The organism is Deinococcus multiflagellatus (assembly GCF_020166415.1).
GTDB classification, from domain to species: domain Bacteria; phylum Deinococcota; class Deinococci; order Deinococcales; family Deinococcaceae; genus Deinococcus; species Deinococcus multiflagellatus.
The window spans coordinates 46,447-64,084 of sequence record NZ_JAIQXV010000018.1 but is presented as its reverse complement, the minus strand read 5'-3'; the positions used below and the strand labels follow the sequence as shown (position 1 = coordinate 64,084).

At 69.1% G+C, this 17,638-nt stretch carries 17 protein-coding genes and 1 other RNA gene; 4 read left to right on the top strand and 14 right to left on the bottom strand.

Annotated elements, in window-relative coordinates:
* Positions 1 to 6: 6 nt before the first annotated feature.
* The 7 genes from K7W41_RS17790 to mraZ all read right to left on the bottom strand — a co-directional run bounded on the left by K7W41_RS17790 (position 7) and on the right by mraZ (position 6,598).
* The gene (locus tag K7W41_RS17790) at positions 7 to 1,032 is read right to left on the bottom strand and encodes a DUF4384 domain-containing protein (RefSeq protein ID WP_224611481.1); all 1,026 of its coding nucleotides are present in this window, start codon (positions 1,030 to 1,032) and stop codon (positions 7 to 9) included.
* 242 nt (positions 1,033 to 1,274) lie between these two features.
* Positions 1,275 to 2,447, bottom strand: coding sequence for an ABC transporter permease (locus tag K7W41_RS17785; RefSeq protein ID WP_224611479.1), 1,173 nt, complete (start codon positions 2,445 to 2,447; stop codon positions 1,275 to 1,277).
* 87 nt (positions 2,448 to 2,534) lie between these two features.
* On the bottom strand, positions 2,535 to 3,092 hold the full coding sequence (locus K7W41_RS17780) for a 3D domain-containing protein (protein WP_224611469.1): 558 nt from the start codon (positions 3,090 to 3,092) through the stop codon (positions 2,535 to 2,537).
* A 430-nt stretch (positions 3,093 to 3,522) separates the two neighbouring features.
* Positions 3,523 to 4,860, bottom strand: coding sequence for a peptidoglycan D,D-transpeptidase FtsI family protein (locus K7W41_RS17775; RefSeq protein ID WP_224611467.1), 1,338 nt, complete (start codon positions 4,858 to 4,860; stop codon positions 3,523 to 3,525).
* Positions 4,851 to 5,261, bottom strand: coding sequence for a hypothetical protein (locus K7W41_RS17770; protein ID WP_224611465.1), 411 nt, complete (start codon positions 5,259 to 5,261; stop codon positions 4,851 to 4,853). Before K7W41_RS17770 ends, K7W41_RS17775 begins: the two co-directional genes overlap by 10 nt.
* A complete protein-coding gene (gene rsmH / locus K7W41_RS17765) occupies positions 5,258 to 6,166 on the bottom strand; it encodes a 16S rRNA (cytosine(1402)-N(4))-methyltransferase RsmH (protein ID WP_224611463.1) in 909 nt (302 codons plus the stop codon). The genes K7W41_RS17770 and rsmH overlap by 4 nt, the downstream gene beginning before the upstream one ends.
* A 3-nt stretch (positions 6,167 to 6,169) precedes the next feature.
* Positions 6,170 to 6,598: a division/cell wall cluster transcriptional repressor MraZ gene (gene mraZ, locus K7W41_RS17760; RefSeq protein ID WP_221089180.1), complete on the bottom strand. Its 429-nt coding sequence runs from the start codon at positions 6,596 to 6,598 to the stop codon at positions 6,170 to 6,172.
* A 254-nt stretch (positions 6,599 to 6,852) separates the two neighbouring features.
* Here mraZ and K7W41_RS17755 point away from each other — a divergent pair, with 254 nt between their 5' ends.
* Entirely contained in the window at positions 6,853 to 7,209 is a 357-nt protein-coding gene (locus tag K7W41_RS17755; RefSeq protein WP_224611453.1) for a DUF423 domain-containing protein, read from the top strand.
* Between the two features lie 119 nt (positions 7,210 to 7,328).
* On the opposite strand, the gene rnpB is transcribed toward K7W41_RS17755, so the two are convergent.
* The 3 genes from rnpB to K7W41_RS17740 all read right to left on the bottom strand — a co-directional run bounded on the left by rnpB (position 7,329) and on the right by K7W41_RS17740 (position 8,975).
* An RNA gene (gene rnpB, locus K7W41_RS17750) (RNase P RNA component class A) lies at positions 7,329 to 7,766 on the bottom strand.
* Positions 7,767 to 7,845: 79 nt separating this feature from the next.
* Entirely contained in the window at positions 7,846 to 8,604 is a 759-nt protein-coding gene (locus K7W41_RS17745) for a pseudouridine synthase (RefSeq protein ID WP_224611451.1), read from the bottom strand.
* Positions 8,604 to 8,975: a hypothetical protein gene (locus K7W41_RS17740; RefSeq protein WP_224611449.1), complete on the bottom strand. Its 372-nt coding sequence runs from the start codon at positions 8,973 to 8,975 to the stop codon at positions 8,604 to 8,606. Before K7W41_RS17740 ends, K7W41_RS17745 begins: the two co-directional genes overlap by 1 nt.
* Positions 8,976 to 9,013: 38 nt before the next feature.
* On the opposite strand from K7W41_RS17740, the gene truB reads away from it, so the two are divergent.
* Positions 9,014 to 9,940, top strand: a complete 927-nt coding sequence (gene truB, locus K7W41_RS17735) for a tRNA pseudouridine(55) synthase TruB (RefSeq protein ID WP_224611431.1) — start codon at positions 9,014 to 9,016, stop codon at positions 9,938 to 9,940.
* Here the strand turns inward: truB and K7W41_RS17730 are convergent, their stop codons facing one another.
* The 4 genes from K7W41_RS17730 to K7W41_RS17715 all read right to left on the bottom strand — a co-directional run bounded on the left by K7W41_RS17730 (position 9,941) and on the right by K7W41_RS17715 (position 14,767).
* Positions 9,941 to 10,297: a hypothetical protein gene (locus K7W41_RS17730; RefSeq protein WP_224611429.1), complete on the bottom strand. Its 357-nt coding sequence runs from the start codon at positions 10,295 to 10,297 to the stop codon at positions 9,941 to 9,943.
* 133 nt (positions 10,298 to 10,430) lie between these two features.
* Positions 10,431 to 11,882, bottom strand: a complete 1,452-nt coding sequence (gene gatA, locus K7W41_RS17725) for an Asp-tRNA(Asn)/Glu-tRNA(Gln) amidotransferase subunit GatA (RefSeq protein ID WP_224611427.1) — start codon at positions 11,880 to 11,882, stop codon at positions 10,431 to 10,433.
* A 481-nt stretch (positions 11,883 to 12,363) separates the two neighbouring features.
* Positions 12,364 to 13,125, bottom strand: a complete 762-nt coding sequence (locus tag K7W41_RS17720; RefSeq protein WP_224611414.1) for a DUF4388 domain-containing protein — start codon at positions 13,123 to 13,125, stop codon at positions 12,364 to 12,366.
* A gap of 244 nt (positions 13,126 to 13,369) precedes the next feature.
* Positions 13,370 to 14,767 (bottom strand): S8 family serine peptidase, encoded by a 1,398-nt coding sequence (locus K7W41_RS17715; RefSeq protein WP_224611413.1) that lies wholly within the window; start codon positions 14,765 to 14,767, stop codon positions 13,370 to 13,372.
* 226 nt (positions 14,768 to 14,993) lie between these two features.
* Here K7W41_RS17715 and K7W41_RS17710 point away from each other — a divergent pair, with 226 nt between their 5' ends.
* Entirely contained in the window at positions 14,994 to 15,605 is a 612-nt protein-coding gene (locus K7W41_RS17710) for a hypothetical protein (RefSeq protein ID WP_224611411.1), read from the top strand.
* A gap of 2 nt (positions 15,606 to 15,607) precedes the next feature.
* Positions 15,608 to 17,584, top strand: coding sequence for a hypothetical protein (locus K7W41_RS17705; RefSeq protein WP_224611409.1), 1,977 nt, complete (start codon positions 15,608 to 15,610; stop codon positions 17,582 to 17,584).
* The last annotated feature ends 54 nt before the right edge of the window (positions 17,585 to 17,638 follow it).

Below are 17,638 nucleotides of genomic sequence, written 5' to 3'. Positions count from 1 at the left end.
TGAAGATCAGCGGGTGGGGGTAATGGTGATCTGACCGTTCTGGGTCACGTTGTAGGTGTTGCTGAAGGTGCGGTAACCGGCGGCCACGACCACGATCTCGTGGGTGCCGCGCGACACGCGGATGTTCAGCACGCCGTTGCGGATGGTGCCCACCTCGTCGCCGTCCACGAACACGCGGGCGCCGTTCACCGGGCTGCGCAGGGTGATGGTGTACTGCGCGGGGGCCGGTACGGGGGCCGGGGTCACAGCCTGGGCAAATTCCACGTTCAGGTTGGTGGTGCTGCCCGCGCGGATGGTGATGGTGGTGGTGTAGTCACGGTAGCCGGGGGCCTGCACCCGCACGGGGTAGGTGCCCGCACGCAGGTTGCTGTAGGTCACGTTGGCACCGCCCAGCCGCTGCCCGTTCAGGATCACGGTGGCGTTCTGCACGTTGGTGCCCACAAACAGGCTGCCGGTGCTCACGGGGTTGCGCGCCGCCACGGTGTAGAAGGCGGTGTCACTCACCCAGCTGTTCTGGGGCAGTGGGTTCACCACGATGCTCAGGGCCTGGGCCAGCCCGGCCTGGCTCTTGGCGTTCACGGTGGCGAACTGGTCCTGCGCGCTCTTGAAGGAGCTGATGTCGTCCAGGTCCAGCTCGGTCAGGCTGGCCAGGGCCAGCACCTTGTTCTGGCCGATGGGGCCCGCCACGGTGTACGTGAACTTGTCGTCGGGCGCGGGGAACACCTTGGTGGTGTTGGCCTTGACGAAGTTGTCTTCCGACAGACGGTTGGGCAGGATCTGGTCCACGGTGCCGTCGGGGTTCACGTTGAACAGGTACACGTAGGCGTCGCGGTTGACGGTGGTGCTGATGGAAATTTTGTCACCCACGCGGTAGGCGGGGTTCTGGTTGCCGCTGGTGTCTTTGTCCACACGCACGTTCACCGACAGGTCGGGCTGCGTGGGGTTCACGATGATGCTCTGCGCACTGATCTTGGGGGCCGCAGCGGCCGTGCTGAGCAGCATGGCGGCGGGAATCAGAAAAAGCTTCTTCATGTCGTACCTCCAGGGCACAGCCTACGGGCGGCAAGATGACGCACCGTGAGCGGCCTGGGAGGCTTTGTTAATGGTGCTTCAGGTCACCGTCAGGCAGGTGACGCCGCCCTGACGGGGCGTGTGAAGCAGCCTTTGGAAGGCGCCTGGGGCAGCTTCCCGAGTCGGGAGCCATAGGTCTCCCCCAGCAACTTCAGCGGCGTCCAGCCTCAGGCCAGCACCCTTTCAAACCTACACCCCTTTGCTCAGCGCAGAATCCGCGCCGGTTCCACCGCCGCCGCCCGCCGGGCCGGAATGAGGGCCGCCAGCAGGGTGGTCACCAGGCCAATGGCATTCACGCCCAGCACGTCGGTCAGGCGCACCTCGACCGGCAGGGTGGTGATGAAATACAGGTCGCCCGGCAGGGTAAAGGGCCGCACCGTGAAATACGCACTGATGCCCAGGCCCAGCAGGTTGCCCAGCAGCAGCCCGCCCAGCCCCAGCGCCAGGCCCTCCAGCAGAAAGATGCGGGTGATCAGCGGCCGGGTGGCCCCGATGGCGCGCAGAATGGCGATTTCCTGTGTTTTCTCGAACACCGCCAGCGTCAGCACGTTGGCGATCCCAAAGGCCGCCACCACCACGATGAGCAGCACCACAAAGGCAATCACCCGTTTCTGCAGCGCCAGTTGGTCCAGCAGCGTGCCGTACAGGCTTTGCCAGGGCAGCGGCGAGTAGGCGCGGGTACGGGTCAGGTCGTCGCCCACCGCCGGGGCCTGGGCGGGGTCGTGCAGGCGCAGCTGGTAGCCCGTGATGGCCTGGGTCCCCTGCAGGGCCTGCAGGGTCTTCAGGTTGGTAAAGGCGTAGGCGGAATCAATCAGGTAGTTACCGGTGGAAAACACGCCGCGCACGCGCAGGGTCGTGCGGCGCTGGGTGCTGTTCAGCAGGCGCACCGTATCGCCAGTAAAGGCCCCCACGCTGCGGGCCAGGGCCGCGCCCAGCAGCACCTCGCCGTCTTTCAGGCTGCCCAGCGCGGCTTGCTGCTCGGCGGGCAGTTGCAGCACTTCCCGGGCGGCAGGGGTCACGCCAAACAGGGTGGTGAAGTCCACCCCGGCGCCTCGCCCCGGCGAGGCAGGCCGGGTGAGCAACCCCTTGTCGGCCAGGAAGGGTGTAAAGGCCAGCACCCGGCGGTCAGCGCGCAGGGCGGCTTCCAGTTCGGCGTCGGGCGGGACAGGCCGGAAAGCGGTCACGCTGAGGTGGGGGCTGGCGCGCAGCGTGGCGTCCACCAGCGCGCGGGTAAAGCCGTTGGTCAGGCTGAGCGCCGCAATCAGGGCCATGACCCCCACCGCAATGCCCAGAATGGTCAGGGTGTTCTGGGTGCGGCGGCGGCGCAGGTGGGCGCGCGCCAGTCGCCAGGGCAGGGCGCGGTCAGGCTTGGACATGCACCGGGGAGGATAGCAGAGGACCAAAGTGAAGGCCCCGCCCGGCAGCGGCGCGGGCGGGCGGGGGCCTGGAGGGCAGCAGAAAGGTCAGCGAATGGCGGTAATGCGGATCTGGCGCGCGCCCCAGTTCAGGGCCTCGGTGCGGGTGGGCATCCAGATGTCCACACTGTTGGTTTTGCGGGCGGCCATCGTGTCTTCCACGATGAACACCCGGCCGCGCAGCATGTTGGAGTAGCGCCCGCTGAGGTCCTCAATCATGACGCGGGTGCCGTAGGGAAAAAGGCGCAGCAGGTCGCGCGACAGGGCGATCACGCCGGGCCGGGTGCGGGTGCCCGTGGCCGTGATGTACGGCGAGCCGTCGGTCTGGCTGGGCAGGCTGTTGTAGGCGGTGGAGCGGGCCACCGCCGAGCGGCCACGGACCGGCGTGAGCGCCACCGGCTGGCTGGGCTGCTGCGCCTGGGCAATGGCGGCGGCGCGGTTCTGGGCCGCCTGCTGGGGGGCCGGGGAGGCGGCCGGGCGAACGGTCAGGGCGTCACGCACCGCGTCTGAGGCCACGGTACTGGCAGGCAGGGCCGGCGTGGCGCCCGCTGTACCCAGCAGGACGAAGGCGGCGGCGCGAATCCAGTTCAAAGGGCGTTGAGACATGCGTTCTCCTGCGGGCGCAGCGCCAGGGCGCGCGCCCGTTGAGGGTCAATGAAAGGAACATCACTGGGTTGAGGGCGCATGAAGCGTCCCCCTGTTCGTGCATGAGCGTAATGGGGAGAAATGGCAGGTTTTTGAGAAAGTGCTGTCTCCTGGCTCATCCAGTGCCGACCATTCGGGTGGCAACAGTTCAAAACAAATGGAATCCGCCCAGCAAAAGCGGGTTCTAATCATGAGACAAGTTCTAATCGTCTCATTTAGTTTCTCATTGATTTCGTGTGAAGAATGCCGGATTCGGGTGCTGCCGCTCCCCTATTGTTCAGCTGCAGCGCCCAGTAAGGTAGGAAAAATGACACTTCGGCGGTGAGCCCCAGTGAGAGGCAGCCGAAGTGTCAGTTGACCGGAAGTTCAGCTTCTCAGCGTCTCTTAGAATTCACTCATTGTCGCCCGAGGTGGGCGGCACCACGCCCCAGCTCGACAGCACATCTGCAGAGATAGAGCGGAAAATAGGCGCGGCCAGCTGCGAGCCGTGGTATTTCACCTTGGCGCCGTGCACCATAACCGCAATGGTGATGCGGGGGCTGTCCACGGGGAAAAAGCCCGCGAACACGCTGTCATAGATGCTGCTGGAATAGCGGCCGTCCACCACCACCTGCGCGGTGCCGGTCTTGCCAGCCAGGTCATAGCCTTTGATGCCGGCGTTGCCTGCAATCCGCTGCACCACGGTCTGCAGCATGGTGCGGGTGGTGCGCGCCACTTCCGGGCGCAGCACGTCGCGCCGCTCCTGACCTGCTTCACCTTCCACCAGACGGGGCGAGACGTAGCGGCCGTCATTGGCCAGCACGTTGAAGGCCGCCGCCAGCTGCAGCGTGGTGCTGCTCATGCCCTGCCCGAAGGCGTTGGTGGCGCGCACCAGCTCACTCCAGCGGCTTAGGGGCTGCAGTTGTCCACTGGCGGCCACCACCGTGGGCAGCGGAATGTCGCGCCCAAACCCGTACTGCTCCAGATAGCCGCGCATGCGCTCTTTGGGGAAGTGCTCCACGATATGGGTCATGCCCACGTTGGAGCTGTACTGCAGCACGCCCTGGGTGGTCAGCGTTTTGGGGTGGGCCACGCTGTCGCCAATGCGGCTGCCCCAGCGCCCACCCACAAAGCGGCTCATGGGGGTGCTGTACAGGGTGTCTGGGGTGGTCAGGCCCTCGTTCAGCGCGGCGGCCACCACCAGCGCCTTCACGGTGGATCCGGGCTCAAAGCGGTCCAGGAAGGCGCGGTTGCGCCGGGCCCCCTCCGAGTAGGTGCGCCACGTGCCCGGATCAAAGGGCGGGTAGCTGGCCGCCGCCAGCACGCGCCCGGTGCGGGTTTCGAGCACCACAGCGGCGCCGTATTCGCCCTGGTGCTCGGGAATGGTGCGGGCCAGCGCCGCTTCGGCCGCCGCCTGGATGCCGGTGTCGATGGTCAGTTTCAGGGTGCGGCCAGCGGTCAGCGGCCCGTCGTAGGCGTGTTCCAGGCCCTCCAGGCCCTCGGTGGCGCCCATCATGCCCAGCAGCTGCCCGGCCAGGGTGCCCTGCGGATAAACCCGTTTGCCGTCCACGCTGGTGGCCAGCACCCGCCCATCGGCCGACACCACAGACCCGCGCGCCTGCACGGCCTTTTGCCGCGCGCTCTGGGGCGCGCCCCATTCCAGCTGGGCGTAGGCCCAGACCAGGGTCAGGAACATCAGCAGGGCCAGAAACCGCATCAGGTGGGAGCGGTTGCGAATTTTCACTTCCACAGCGTGTTCACCTCCAGCGTACGCGGGGGACGGGGGCGGGGGGGCGGGGCGGCCGGCAGCGGCGCGAAGGTGGCCCGGTCCTTGGGCACGTCGGTCAGGCGGCGCATGCCATGTTCAGTGGCCCAGTCCAGGAGCCGGCGCTGGTTTTCCAGGGTCTGCAACTGCACGGTGAGGTTGGCGTTCTGGGTGGTCAGGGCCGCTTCGCGCGTCTGGGCGGCGCGCAGGGCGGGGCGCACATGACTGGTCAAGGCGCGCGCCCCCACGAGCACCAGCACCAGCGCGAAGTAAATCAGCACGTAGCGCACGGCGCGCGCCCGCCACGTGGGCAGCGAGGTGTCCAGCTCGCTCCAGCGCGGCAGAAAGCGCGACAGGGACACCTGGGGCCCTTGCAGTCGGGTCACGCGGCCCTCCGCTCGGCCACGCGCAGCTTGGCGCTGCGGGCGCGGGGGTTGCTGGCCTGCTCCTCTTCCGAGGCCACCAGCGGGCGCTTGGTGAGTGGGCTCAGGACCTCGCTGCCCAGCAGGAAGCGCTTGACGATGCGGTCTTCGAGCGAATGAAAGCTGATGACCGCCAGCCGCCCGCCGGGGGCCAGCAGCGTTTCGGCGGCCTGCAGCCCGTCGCGCAGGGCGCCCAGTTCGTCGTTGACATGGATACGCAGCGCCTGAAAGGTGCGCCGGGCGGGGTGAATCCCCTTGGAAAAGCCGGGGTACGCCCGCTTCACGATCTCGGCCAGTTGCACGGTGGTCTCGATGGGCGCCTTGTCACGCGCCGCCACGATGCCGCGTGCAATGCGGCGCGAGAGGCGGTCCTCGCCGTATTCATAGATGATGGCGGCGAGGTCCTCTTCGTCGTAGGTGTTCACCACGTCGGCGGCCGATTCGCCGCTCTGGCTCATGCGCATGTCCAGCGGGGCCTCGGTGTGGTAGGAAAAGCCGCGCGCCGCGTCGTCCAGCTGAAAGCTGCTCACGCCGATGTCCAGCAGAATGCCGTCCACCTGCGTGACGCCCGCTCCTGAGAGCAGCGCGGCCATGTCGCGGTAGTTGCCCTGCAGCACGGTCAGGCCCGCCCATCCGGCCCGCCGGGCGCGTTCCAGGGCGTAGGGGTCCTGGTCAATGCCGTACACGGCCGCGCCGGCCGAGAGCAGCAGCCCGGTGTGCCCGGCGCCGCCCAGGGTGCCGTCCACGAACACGCGGCCCGGGGCCGGTTGGAGCGCTTCCAGCACCTCGGCGGCCAGCACCGGCACATGCGACAGGCCGCCTTGGGCGGGGGCGGCTTCGGAAGACAGGGGGGTCTGGGAGTCGTTCATTGGTTACGCCACAAAGTTGGACAGAAGGTCAGGTTTGGGGGGGTTGTCCTGCACCGCCGCAATGGCGGCTTCCCAGCGGGCCGGGCTCCAGAGTTCCAGGCGACCGGGCGCACCCGCCACGATCACCTCGCCCTCCAGGGCGGCAAAGGCGCGCAGGGGCTGGGGCACAGAGACGCGGCTCTGGTTGTCCAGGCGCGCCTTGCTGGCCCCGGAATAGAAGAAGCGCACAAACGCCCGGGACTCGGCGTCGGTGAGGGGCAGGCCTTCTAACTGCGTTTCCACCCGCTTCCAGCTGGCCAGGGGAAACACGTACAGGCAGCCTTCCATGCCGCGCGTGAGGATCATGCCGTCCTCCACGAAGTCGCGGAACGCGGGGGGCATGACCACGCGGCCCTTGTCATCAATGGTGTACGGGTATTCGCCAAACGGCACACACGGCTCCTCTTTTCCCACCTGTGCCCACCTTGCGGGCGGATGAGGTTGGGGGTCCACCTCAACCATAAACACGCGCTCAACGTCTTTTGGTTGATGCGGCGAGTGTAACAGCCGTTTCCACGAATTACCACCAATTCCCACCTCTCTCCCACTTCTCTGGCCCCTTTCCCCCCACAGCCCCACCCCGGCCCCCCGCGCTGAGCCTGGGGGCGGGACACCGGCCACCCCGCGCGCGCCCTACGCTGCGGGCCATGCGTTCCCACCACACCCTGCGCGCCGGCGCCGTGCTGGCGGCCCTGGCCGTTGCCCTGGGCGCCTTTGCGGCCCACGGCCTGAAAGCCCGCCTGGACGCCGCCGATCTGGCCACCTTTGAAACCGGCGCCCGCTACCAGATGTACGCCGCCCTGGCCCTGCTGGCCCTGGGCACCCAGGCCGGGCAGCGCCGCGCGCCCCCGCTGCTGCTGGCCGGCGCCCTGGTGTTTGCCGGCAGCCTGTACCTGCTGGCCCTGACCGGCGTGAAAGTGCTGGGCGCCGTGGCCCCCATTGGCGGCGCGCTGATGATGGCCGGGTTTGTGCTGGCGGCACTGGACGCGAAGAAAGGGGTGTAGGGGGTGGGTTGTCGGGTGTGGGAAAAAGAAGGGGGACCGTGCACGCCTTTTTTCTGCCCTTCCCACAGCCCACGACCCACAACCAAAACAGGCCGCTCCCATCTGGGAGCGGCCTGCCTTCTTGCGGGGGAACTATAAGCCGGGTTCTGTCCACCGCCTGGGGCGGCTGTTCGGCCATCTCTCTGGGACGCGCATTGCGGCGCGCCTCAAGCGACCATCCTGGCGGTCATCGGGCGGGCCAGCCCTCGCGCACGGTCGGGTCTTGCACCGGATGGGGTTTACCAGACGCCCGCAGTCTCCTGCCGGCCTGGTGCGCTCTTACCGCACCGTTTCACCCTGACCGCGCGCCTGCCCACTGCCGGGGCTTTGCGTTCTGCACGCTAGCGCGCGGCGGTCTGGTTTCTGTGGCACTGTCCTTCGGCTTCGCCGTTTCCCAGGCCCCGGCAGCGGGCGGCTGGGCACTTGACTCGCCGACCAGCCGTTAGCTGGCATCCTGGCCCTGCGGTGCCCGGACTTTCCTCACGCCTGTAAGGGCGCGCGGCCGAACATTCCCCCGCAAGGAGAAAGGATAGCAGGAGGCGGGCCGTGGTGGGCGGTGAACCCTTCTTGTCCCGCCTCCCGCGCACTGCTGCCTTTCTACCCCCAGCGCTTCTCAATCCGTTCCCACTGGCGCGCCCACACCTGGGGCGGCGTGCGGTCCGGGTGCAGCAGGTCGCGCAGGTCGCGGTCGTCAAGCTGGCGGTATTCGCCCACCTCCAGGTTGCCCAGCCACAGGCCGCCCACGCGGTAGCGCAGCAGGCGGGTGACGGGGTGGCCGATGGCTTCCAGCATGCGCCGCACCTGGCGGTTGCGGCCCTCGCCCAGCACCACGAAGGCGCCGCCCCGTGCCGGGCGGGCCTCCCGGGCGGTGGCCGGGCCGTCGTCCAGCGTCAGCGAGCCGTCCAGCAACTGCTCCAGATCGGCCGGGGTGGGGGCGTGGGGGCCCTCAGTCCAGGCGCGGTACGCCTTTTCGTGGCCGTAACGGGGGTGGGTCAGGGTCAGGGTCAGGTCGCCGTCGGTGGTGAGCAGCAGCAGCCCTTCGGAGTCGCGGTCCAGGCGGCCCACCGGGTGCAGGCCGGGGGTGGGGGGCATGGCGTCCAGCACGTTCCTGCGGCCGTACTCGTCGCGGGCGGTGGTCACGTAGCCGCGCGGCTTGTAAAGCATGTAGGTGACCTTCGGGGCGGCCCCGGTTTCGATCAGCTGGCCGTCCACCCGGATGTCGTCGGCGTCGGTGACAGTCTGGCCCAGGGTGGCCGGCACGCCATTGACGGTCACGCGCCCGGCCTGAATCAGGCTTTCGGCCGCGCGGCGCGAGGCCACCCCGGCGCGGGCCAGCCGCTTGTGCAGCCGCTCCATTACAGCCGGCTCCGGCGTGAGGGGCTGCCCAGCAGCGCCATAACCGCCAGCAGGGCCAGCGCACCCGAGACCACCAGCAGGGCGGTGCGCAGCGGCGCGGCCAACGTGTCGGCGCCGCGCAGCACGGGGGGCAGCAGGGCCGCCACCAGCAGCAGGTTACCGCCCACCAGCCCCCCCACCTTTACTCGGTCCGGGGCAAAGCTGGCGGCCAGCTGAAAGGCGCCCCAGGCCAGCACCACGGCCCCCGCCCCGCGCGCCAGCCACAGCGGCGAGACGCCAATCAGGGACGCCACGGCAGGCGGCAGAAAATACAGATACAGCCCCAGCGGCACAAACAGCAGGGCGGTCAGCCAGAAGGCGGCGCGCAACACAGGGGCCAGTGTACCGCCCACCTGCTACCCTGCCCCCCATGCCCGTGATCGCCGTGGACAAACCCCTGACGTTGACCTCGCACGATGTGGTGAATCGCGCGCGGCGGGCGCGCAGCACGCGCCGGGTGGGCCACACCGGCACCCTGGACCCGCTGGCCACGGGCGTGCTGGTGCTGTGCGTGGACGACAGCACCAAGGTCGTGCAGTTCATGGAGGCCGACACCAAGGATTACCTCGCCTGGATCAGCCTGGGGGCCGGCACGCCCACCCTGGACGCCGAGGGCCCGGTGGATTCGCGCGCCGACGTGCCCCAACTGACGGAAGCGCAGGTGCGCGAGGTGCTGGCGACCTTCGTGGGACCCCAGGCCCAGGTGCCCCCGCAGTACAGCGCCATTCAGGTGGGCGGCCAGCGGGCCTACGCGGTGGCGCGCGCCGGCGGCGCCCTGGACCTGCCGGCCCGCCCCATCGTGATCCACGAACTGGCGTTGCTGGGCCTGTATCCCAGCGTGGCGGCGGCGCCCCACACCTTTGATCCCCAGACGTGGCGCCCGGCCGACAGAGGCCACACTTTTACCCTCCCTGACGCACTGGGCGAGTTCCCCACCCTGCTGGTGTGGGCCCGGGTGGGCAGCGGCACCTACCTGCGCTCGCTGGCGCGCGATGTGGGCGCGGCGCTGGGCGTGCCCGCGCACCTGGGCGGCCTGGTGCGCACCCGCGTGGGCCGCTACGACCTGCGTGACGCCGTGCCGCTGGACGGGCTGGCCGACGCCCCGGGCATTCCCGATCTGGCCGCCCTGGACTTCCCGGTCATCGAGGCCGATGAGCGGCTGGCCCGCGAACTGCGGCAGGGCAAACGGCCGGCGCATGAGGCCGCCGGCCGCTTTGTGGTGACGCTGGAAGGCCAGCTGGTGGCCGTGGTGGACGGCGACGGGCAGCAACTGAAGGTGGTCCGGGCCTGGGCGTGATCAGAGCATAGGTAGCAGCGCCAACCAGTGGGCAAGCTCGGCGGCTTCGTCTTCTGGAAGGCCCGCGATGAATTCTGGATGACGGCGCAGATCGGCAAGGACGTTGCGCAAGAACCCCAGCTGCCGAATCCGCTCGTGGGGAAGCGTGCGCCACGCCGTCAGGTCAGCGCTCACCTGTTCTGGAGACTCTGACCGCAAGACAGACCAGTACCAGACTCGGGCCGCCTGCCGCCACTGCGCAGCCGCAGGGCCGTCTGGAAAAAGTGCGGCGCAGCGGAGGCGGGCGGCTATGGCTTCCCGTTCATCCTGGGGGGCGCGGGTCTGCTCGGCCACCGCCTCGTAACAGGCGAGAAGCATCAGGCACCATTGCGGCCCCCGGGCGGTTCCTCTGGCCTGAAAGAGGGCATGCCACACCCCTTCTTTGAGGGACAGGAGGTCGTTCACCCCAGCCCGGCGTGCCCGAAGCTCCTGAAGCTCTGTCCTGGCAGCGTCAATATCCAGGGGCCACCCCGGCCTGCACCACACCCAGGGCCTCCAGGCCCCCCGCCAGCCGCACCAGCCGCTCGTCCTGCAGGGCCGGCGCGATGAACTGAATGCCCACAGGCAGGCGCACCCCGTCCACCGTCTCGAATCCGGCGGGCACGCTCAGGGCGGGCAGCCCGGCAAGGTTGATCGCCACGGTGTCCACATCGGCGGCGTACATCGCCAGGGGATCGCTGGTCTTTTCACCGCGCCGGAACGCCGGAAACGGACTGGTGGGCGTGACCAGCACGTCAAATTGCCCGAACGCCTGCGCGAAGCGGTCCGCGATCAGGCGGCGGACCTTCATGGCCTTGCTGTAGTAGGCGTCGTAATAGCCGCTGCTCAGGGCGTAGGTGCCGATCAGGATGCGGCGCTGCACCTCGGGGCCAAAGCCCCGCTCGCGGGTGAGGGTCATGGCCTCGGTCACGTCACTGCCCGACACGCGCGCGCCGTACACCATGCCGTCAAAACGCGCGAGGTTGCTGCTGGCTTCCGGCATGGCAATCAGGTAATAGGCGGCAATGGCGTACTTCAGTTCGGGCAGGCTCACCTCGGCCACCTGGGCCCCGGCGCCGCGCAGGGCGTCCAGCGTGGCTTGCAGGGTGGCGTCCACGCCCGGCGTGTTGCCCCCCAGGCTCTCCTGGATAACGCCCACCCGTAACCCGCGCAGGTCGTCAGCGGTGACCGTGGCAAAGGCGGGCGGCGCGTGCAGGCTGGTGGCGTCCAGGGGGTCGTGTCCGGCCAGCACGTTCATCAGCAGGGCGAGGTCCTGCGCCGTATGCGCGAAGGGCCCAATCTGGTCCAGACTGCTGGCGTAGGCCACCAACCCGGAGCGGCTGACCCGGCCGTAGGTGGGTTTCAGGCCATACACGCCACAGAAACTGGCCGGCTGGCGCACGCTGCCGCCAGTGTCGCTCCCCAGGGCCACCGGGGTGAGGCCCGCCGCCACCGCGACCGCGCTGCCCCCGCTGCTGCCGCCCGACACCCGCGCCTCGTCCCAGGGGTTCAGGGCAGGGCCATGCGCGCTGCTTTCGGTGCTGGAGCCCATGGCGAATTCATCCATGTTCGCCTTGCCCACAATCACCGCGCCGGCCTGCTGCAGTCGCGCCGCCGCCGTGGCGGTGTAGGGGCTGACATAGGTCGCCAGAATGCGGCTGCCGCAGGTGGTGGCCGTCCCCGAGACATTGATGTTGTCCTTCACGAGGATGGGCACGCCCGCCAGCGGCAGTGCCTCGCCCCTGTCCACCCGGGCCTGCACCGCCTGCGCCTGCGCCTGGGCGCCGTCATTCAGGCTCACCACGGCATTGAGGGGCCGGGCGGCCTGAATACGGCTGAGGGCGGCGGTCAGCAGCTCGGGCGCGGTGGTCTCGCGGGCCTGCACGCGGCGGGCCAGTTCGGCGGCGGTGGGGGGCACGGGCATACCGGGCCAGTGTAGCGGGGGGGCCTGCGCGCGGTGGGGCCACGCCGTCTAGCCGGGGGGTCTTGTGGGGGTCGAGGCGTCGGGAAGTCGAGAGAAGAACTGGATTTCTTGGGCAACGGTGCGGAGAAAGCCGGTTATTCAGCTGGTGTGGCTCGATGAGAGCAAGGTTTTTCTCTCTCCCGGGCGCTCGATGCAGAGAGGCCGACCCTGGACCCAGCCAGAGCGGGCGTCTCCACGCCGCTCCTGTGAAGCCGTCGCAGTGCCCAGGAAGGAGCGTGCACCGGCACCGTCGCCTTATCCGCCCATTTCAGGCGCCCTTGCAGGCGAGCGGGCGCCACTGCCCACACAGGTTTGACGCCACTTCCACGGCCCGGAACATTGGCCGCACGCCGCACCATTCTTCCAACCAAACCAACCTCTGACGGCCCCTCTCCTGCCCTCTCGACCCCTCGACCCCCAGACTTCTCGACGCTCCCCCCGCCTACACCGGCTTAACCAGCACACTGTCCCCCGCCCGCAGCCCCGTGCGCATCAGCAGTTCGGGGGGCACCATCAGCTGGGTGGTGAGGTTGGACGCCATGCGAATCGGCAGGGTGTACACCTGCCCGCCATCGGTGCGGATCGCCACGCTCTGCGGGTGGCGCACGATGTCTTCTTTCCAGCGGCGAAAAATCAGTTCGTCCACCAGAGCCACGTCGCGCACCTGCCGGGTCACGGTCACGGTCAGGCGGGCCACGCGGGACTTGCGCGGCGCGATCAGGCCAATGCGGCAGAGTTTCAGCAGCATCCGCTTGGCATCCGGGTCGCGGGCGAGGTCCGACACCGGCTGCTGCGCTTCAATCTGCTGCAGGATGTCCAGTTCCTTCAGGCCCCAGCGCATGCGCGCCACCCGCTCTGGCGAGGTGATGCGCGCCGGGCCATCAAAGGGGAGTTCCTGCACCGGCATCGCTTCCAGGGCCTCCAGGGCCACCTCGTCCAGCAGGGCGTCCATGCGCGGCTGCGGGTGGGCCAGCCCCTCGTCAAAGTGAAAGCGGCCCTGCGGGGCTTGCAGCAGGCGCACCAGCGCGGGCACCCCCAGGTCGTCGCCAAACTGCAGGTGACGCACCCGCCCGCCTTCCAGCCACGCCTGAAACTGCCCGTCGGCGCGCTCCACGTTCAGGACGCCGCTGCGCCGCTGCTCGGTGAGCAGATACAGCAGTTCCAGAAAGTCGAAGGTTTCAAGGCTGGCGGTGGATTTCGTCATGAGGCTCAGGCCGTACGGCCTCATGTTGGCTCATCTGGTGGCCCTAAGCAAGCCAAAATGCCTTAGCGTTAAGCAAACAACCCGCCAGGGGGCCCCTCGTGTGGAGAGGATCAAGGGACACGTTTTGACGGTCAACACAGGCCCGGCAGCACAGGCAGCTGCACCTCTGTTCAGTGCAAACAGGGGGCCAACAAGGAACGCCCGGCGCTTGGCCGGACGCTTCACCCCTCCACAACTGCCCGGCTTAGCGGGTGGCGGCGCGCACCGCCGCGTTCACGTCCAACCGGGGCAGGCCCGCCACCGCCGTGTTGGCGCTTTCCAGCAGGCGCTGTTTTGTTTCGGCCGCGCTCAGGGCCGGGTTGGCCGCGCGCATCAGGGCCGCCGCGCCACTCACCAGCGGGGCGGCGAAGCTGGTGCCGGCACTCAGGGTATAGCCCCCGCCCGCCGCCAGAATCAGCATTTGCCCCGCGTTGGTCGCCCCGGCGCAGTTGCCGGCGCCGCCAGGGGCCACGATGTTCAGACCCCGGGGGCGGGCCGTGCTGGGGCGGGCACTGTAACAGGCCAGGGCCGTGTCGCTGGTGCCCAGCGCGCCCACCGCCACCACGTCCGGGTGACTGGCCGGGAAATACACGCCGTCGCCCGCTGTGTTGCCTGCAGCCGCCACGATCACGGCCGACTTCGCCGCGTTGGTCAGGGCCGCGCTGAGCACCTGATCGCTGGAGCCCGCCGGTTCGTTGGGGTCCAGGGGTCGGCCCAGGCTCAGGTTGATCACCTTGGCGCCGCCCGCCACCGCCGCGTTCAGGGCCTGGGCCAGCGAACTGGTGCTGCCGCCGTTGGCCCCCAGCACTTCCAGCGCCATCAGGGGCCCGCTCCAGGTGACACCCGCCAGCCCCGCGCCGTTGTTCGTGGTGGCCCCCACCAGCCCCGCCGAGGCAGTGCCGTGCCCGCTCTGGCTGTCCGAGCCGCCCGCTTCTGGCGTCAGGAACGAGGCGCGCTCGGCAATGCGGGCAACCAGGTCCGGGTGGTTGTCCACCCGCGCGTCCAGAATGGCGGTCTTGGCGGCGACCGGCGTCTTGCCACAGGCCTGCAGGAAGGTCCACGCAGCGGGCGCCTGGACGCGGCCCAGGTAGGTCTGGGTGTACGCCACTCCGCCGGCCACCAGCGGCACGCCGCCGTTGCCGGGCACACCCGGGTCATTGGGGTTGGCCAGCGGCTGGTACAGGTAATCCGGCTGCACCCGCAGGCCCTGGGCCTGCAACTGCGCGGCAAAAGCGGCGTCGGTCTGGCCGGCCGGCGTTTGCGCCAGCGTCAGGCCAGCGCCCAGCGCGCGGGTCTGCACCCCCAGCAGGGCGCCCTGGGCCTGCAGGCCGCTGCCCACGACCAGCACCCGCCCCGGCACATGCGGCGCCGACCACACCGCCGGGGCCCCGGCCACGGGCGCGCTGGCCCCGGCCTCCACGAGCCCCGCCACCTGCTGCGCCGACACCCGCGCGGCGCCCTCGCCCTGCGGACAGATCGGCGCGGGCGGAGCAGGCGGCGCCGGCGGCGTCACAGGCGCCGTGCCGCCCCCACAGGCGGCCAGCAGCAGGGCCAGCGACAGCGGCAGAAGTGTGCGGGACGCGAAGCGGGGCAGCGTGGGCATACCCCCAGGGTATAGGGCATTGGGCTGACCCGCCTCTGAATCTGGGGGCGCCCAGGGGGTGACCTGCCCCCACTTCCCCCTCCGGAAACCCGGGCGAAGGTGAAGGCGTAGTGAGAAGCATGACCCCCCAGCCCCCCCACCGCCCGCCGCAGATGCGGCCCACCCCGCCCCCGGGGCCCGCTAGCCTGGGCGGTATGCCCTTCCCGCCCGCTCCCCGGAGCCTGCATTGAACACCTTTCTGAACACGGCGCTGAGTTTCCCGGCCGCGCTGTGGAGCGCGGTCTTTGCTGCGTGCGTGCTGGGCTGGCTGCTGGTGGCCCTGGGGCTGCTGGACAGCGACGGCCTGGACGGCGCGCTGGGGGGCGCCGCTGGCCTGGGGGCCCGTCTGGGGCTGAGCGGCGTTCCGGCCCTGCTGGTGCTGACGGTGTTGACCTTTCTGGGCTGGGTGGGCACCTACATGGCGCAGCGGCTGGTGCTTTCAGGGCTTCCGGCGGGCGTGCAGTTCGGGGCCGGGGTGCTGACCCTGGCGCTGTCCCTGCCGCTGGCCGCTGCCCTGACGGCCGCGCTGCTGCGCCCGCTGCGGCGCCTGAGTGCCCAGAGCGAGCCCACCGCCGCCGCCGATCTGGTGGGCCGGCGCGCCACCGTGGCCTCGGCGGCCGTGGACGCCACTTCCGGGCGCGTGACGGTGGACGACGGCGGCGCCGGCCTGATCTTCGAGGCGCGCGCCCTGCCCCCAGACCGCCCGGTGCGCGGCCAGCGCGTGGTGCTGCTGGCCTACGACCCCGAAACCCACCGCTATCAAGTGGCGTCTGAAACGCCAAGTGCCAAGGAGTATTAGAGATGCCTGATCTGTCGTTGCTGTTGCCGTTCGTGGTTGGCCTGGGTGTGTTTCTGCTGGTGCTGCTGGCCCTGATTGGGATTGTGCGCGCCTTTTACGTGAAGGTCGAACAGGGCACCGCCCTGATCGTGAACGACCTGTCCGCGCGGCCCAAGGTGCGCTTTACCGGCGCGCTGGTTGTGCCCGTGCTCTACAAGGCCGAGGTGATGCGCATTTCGCTGATCACCCTGCAGGTGGACCGCCGGGGCAAAGAGGGCCTGATCTGCAAGGACAACATCCGTGCCGACATCACGGTGGCGTATTACCTGCGCGTGAATGAAACGCCCGAAGACGTGCTGAAGGTCGCCAAGGCGATTGGCGCCAACCGGGCCAGCGACCACAAGGCGGTGGATGAGCTGTTCAACGCCAAATTTTCCGAGGCGCTGAAGACCGTGGGCAAGAAGTTCGAGTTCATCGAACTGTTCGAGAAGCGCGAGGAATTCCGCGACGCCGTGGTGAACGTGATTGGCCGCGACCTGAACGGGTACGTGCTCGAAGACGTGGCGATTGACTACCTGGAACAGACGCCCAAGAGCATGCTGGACCAGAACAACATCATGGACGCCGAGGGCATTCGCAAGATCACCGAGCTGACAGCCGCCCAGAACGTCGTGACCAACGAACTGGAGCAGAACGAGCACCTCGCCGTGACCAAGAAGAACGTGGAAACCCGGGAAGCCACCCTGGCCCTGGAACGCCAGCAGGCCGAGGCCGAAGCCCGCCAGAAGCGCGAGATTGAAACCATTCAGGCCCGCGAGCGCGCCGAAACCGACCGCGTGAAAGAAGAGCAGCGCCTCGTGGCCGAGCAGGCCCGCATTCAGACCACCGAGCAGGTGGAAATCCGCGAGCAGGAGCGCCAGCGGCAGGTGGAAATCGCCGAGCAAAACCGCCTGCGCGCCATTGCCATTGAAGCCGAGCGCGTGGCCCGCGCCGCCAAGATGGAAGCCGTGACCACCGACCGCGAGGTCAAACTGCAGGAGGTCGAGCGCGACAAGGCCGTGGAGCAAGGCGTGATGGACGTGGCGAACATCACCCGCGAGCGCGTGGCGATTGACAAGACCGTGGCCCAGGAAGAGGAGCGCATCAACGAGGTGCGCGAGGTCAGCGCCGCCGACCGCGCCAAGCAGGTGCGCGTGCTGGCCGCTGAAGCCAGCGCCCAGGAAACCCTGGTCAAGGAAATCAAGGCCGCCGAAGCCGCCGAGGCAGCCGCCAAGTACCGCGCCACCGAGCTGACCACCATTGCCCAGGCCGAATTCGATGCCGCCAGCCGGCAGGCCGAAGCCAAGAAGATGCTGGCCGAGGCCACCAAGGTGGAGCAGGCCGCGCCCGGTCTGGCCCAGGCCCTGGTGCAGGAAGCCAGCGCCGCCGCCATTGAGAAGGTGGGCACCGCCGAGGCCCGCGTGATTGAAGCCAAGGCCGACGCCAACTACAAGCAGGGCAGCGCCGACGCCCGCGTGATGGCCGAGCGCCTGAGCGCCCAGGCCGAGGGCGAGGCCCGCATGGGGCAGGCCCGCGCCACCGCCACCGAGGCCCTGGGCAGCGCCGAGGCCAGCGCCACCCTGAAGAAGATGACCGCCGAGGCCGAGGGCCTGACCGGCAAGTTCAATGCCATGGGCCAGATGAGTCCCGAGGCCCGCAGCCACGAGGAATACCGCATGGCCCTGGAAACCAGCCTGCAGCAGGCCCTGGCGTCTATTGAGGCTGGCAAGGAAATCAGCAAGGAGAACGCCGAAGTCATTGCCAGCGCCCTGCGCAGCGCCAAGATTGACCTCGTGGGCGGCGAGGGCGGCATGTTCGAGGCCCTCAGCAAGGCCCTGTCGCTGGGCAAGGCGGTGGAAGGCTTTACCCAGAAAAGCCCTCTGGTCCAGAGCGTGCTGCAGCGCTTTGGCGTGAACGTGCCCCAGAGCACCGCCCAGGGCAGCGCCAACACCCAGGCCTGACCCACGCCAGCGGGGCGGGCCCTCGTGTGTGCCCGCCCCGCTTTCCCCTCTTTC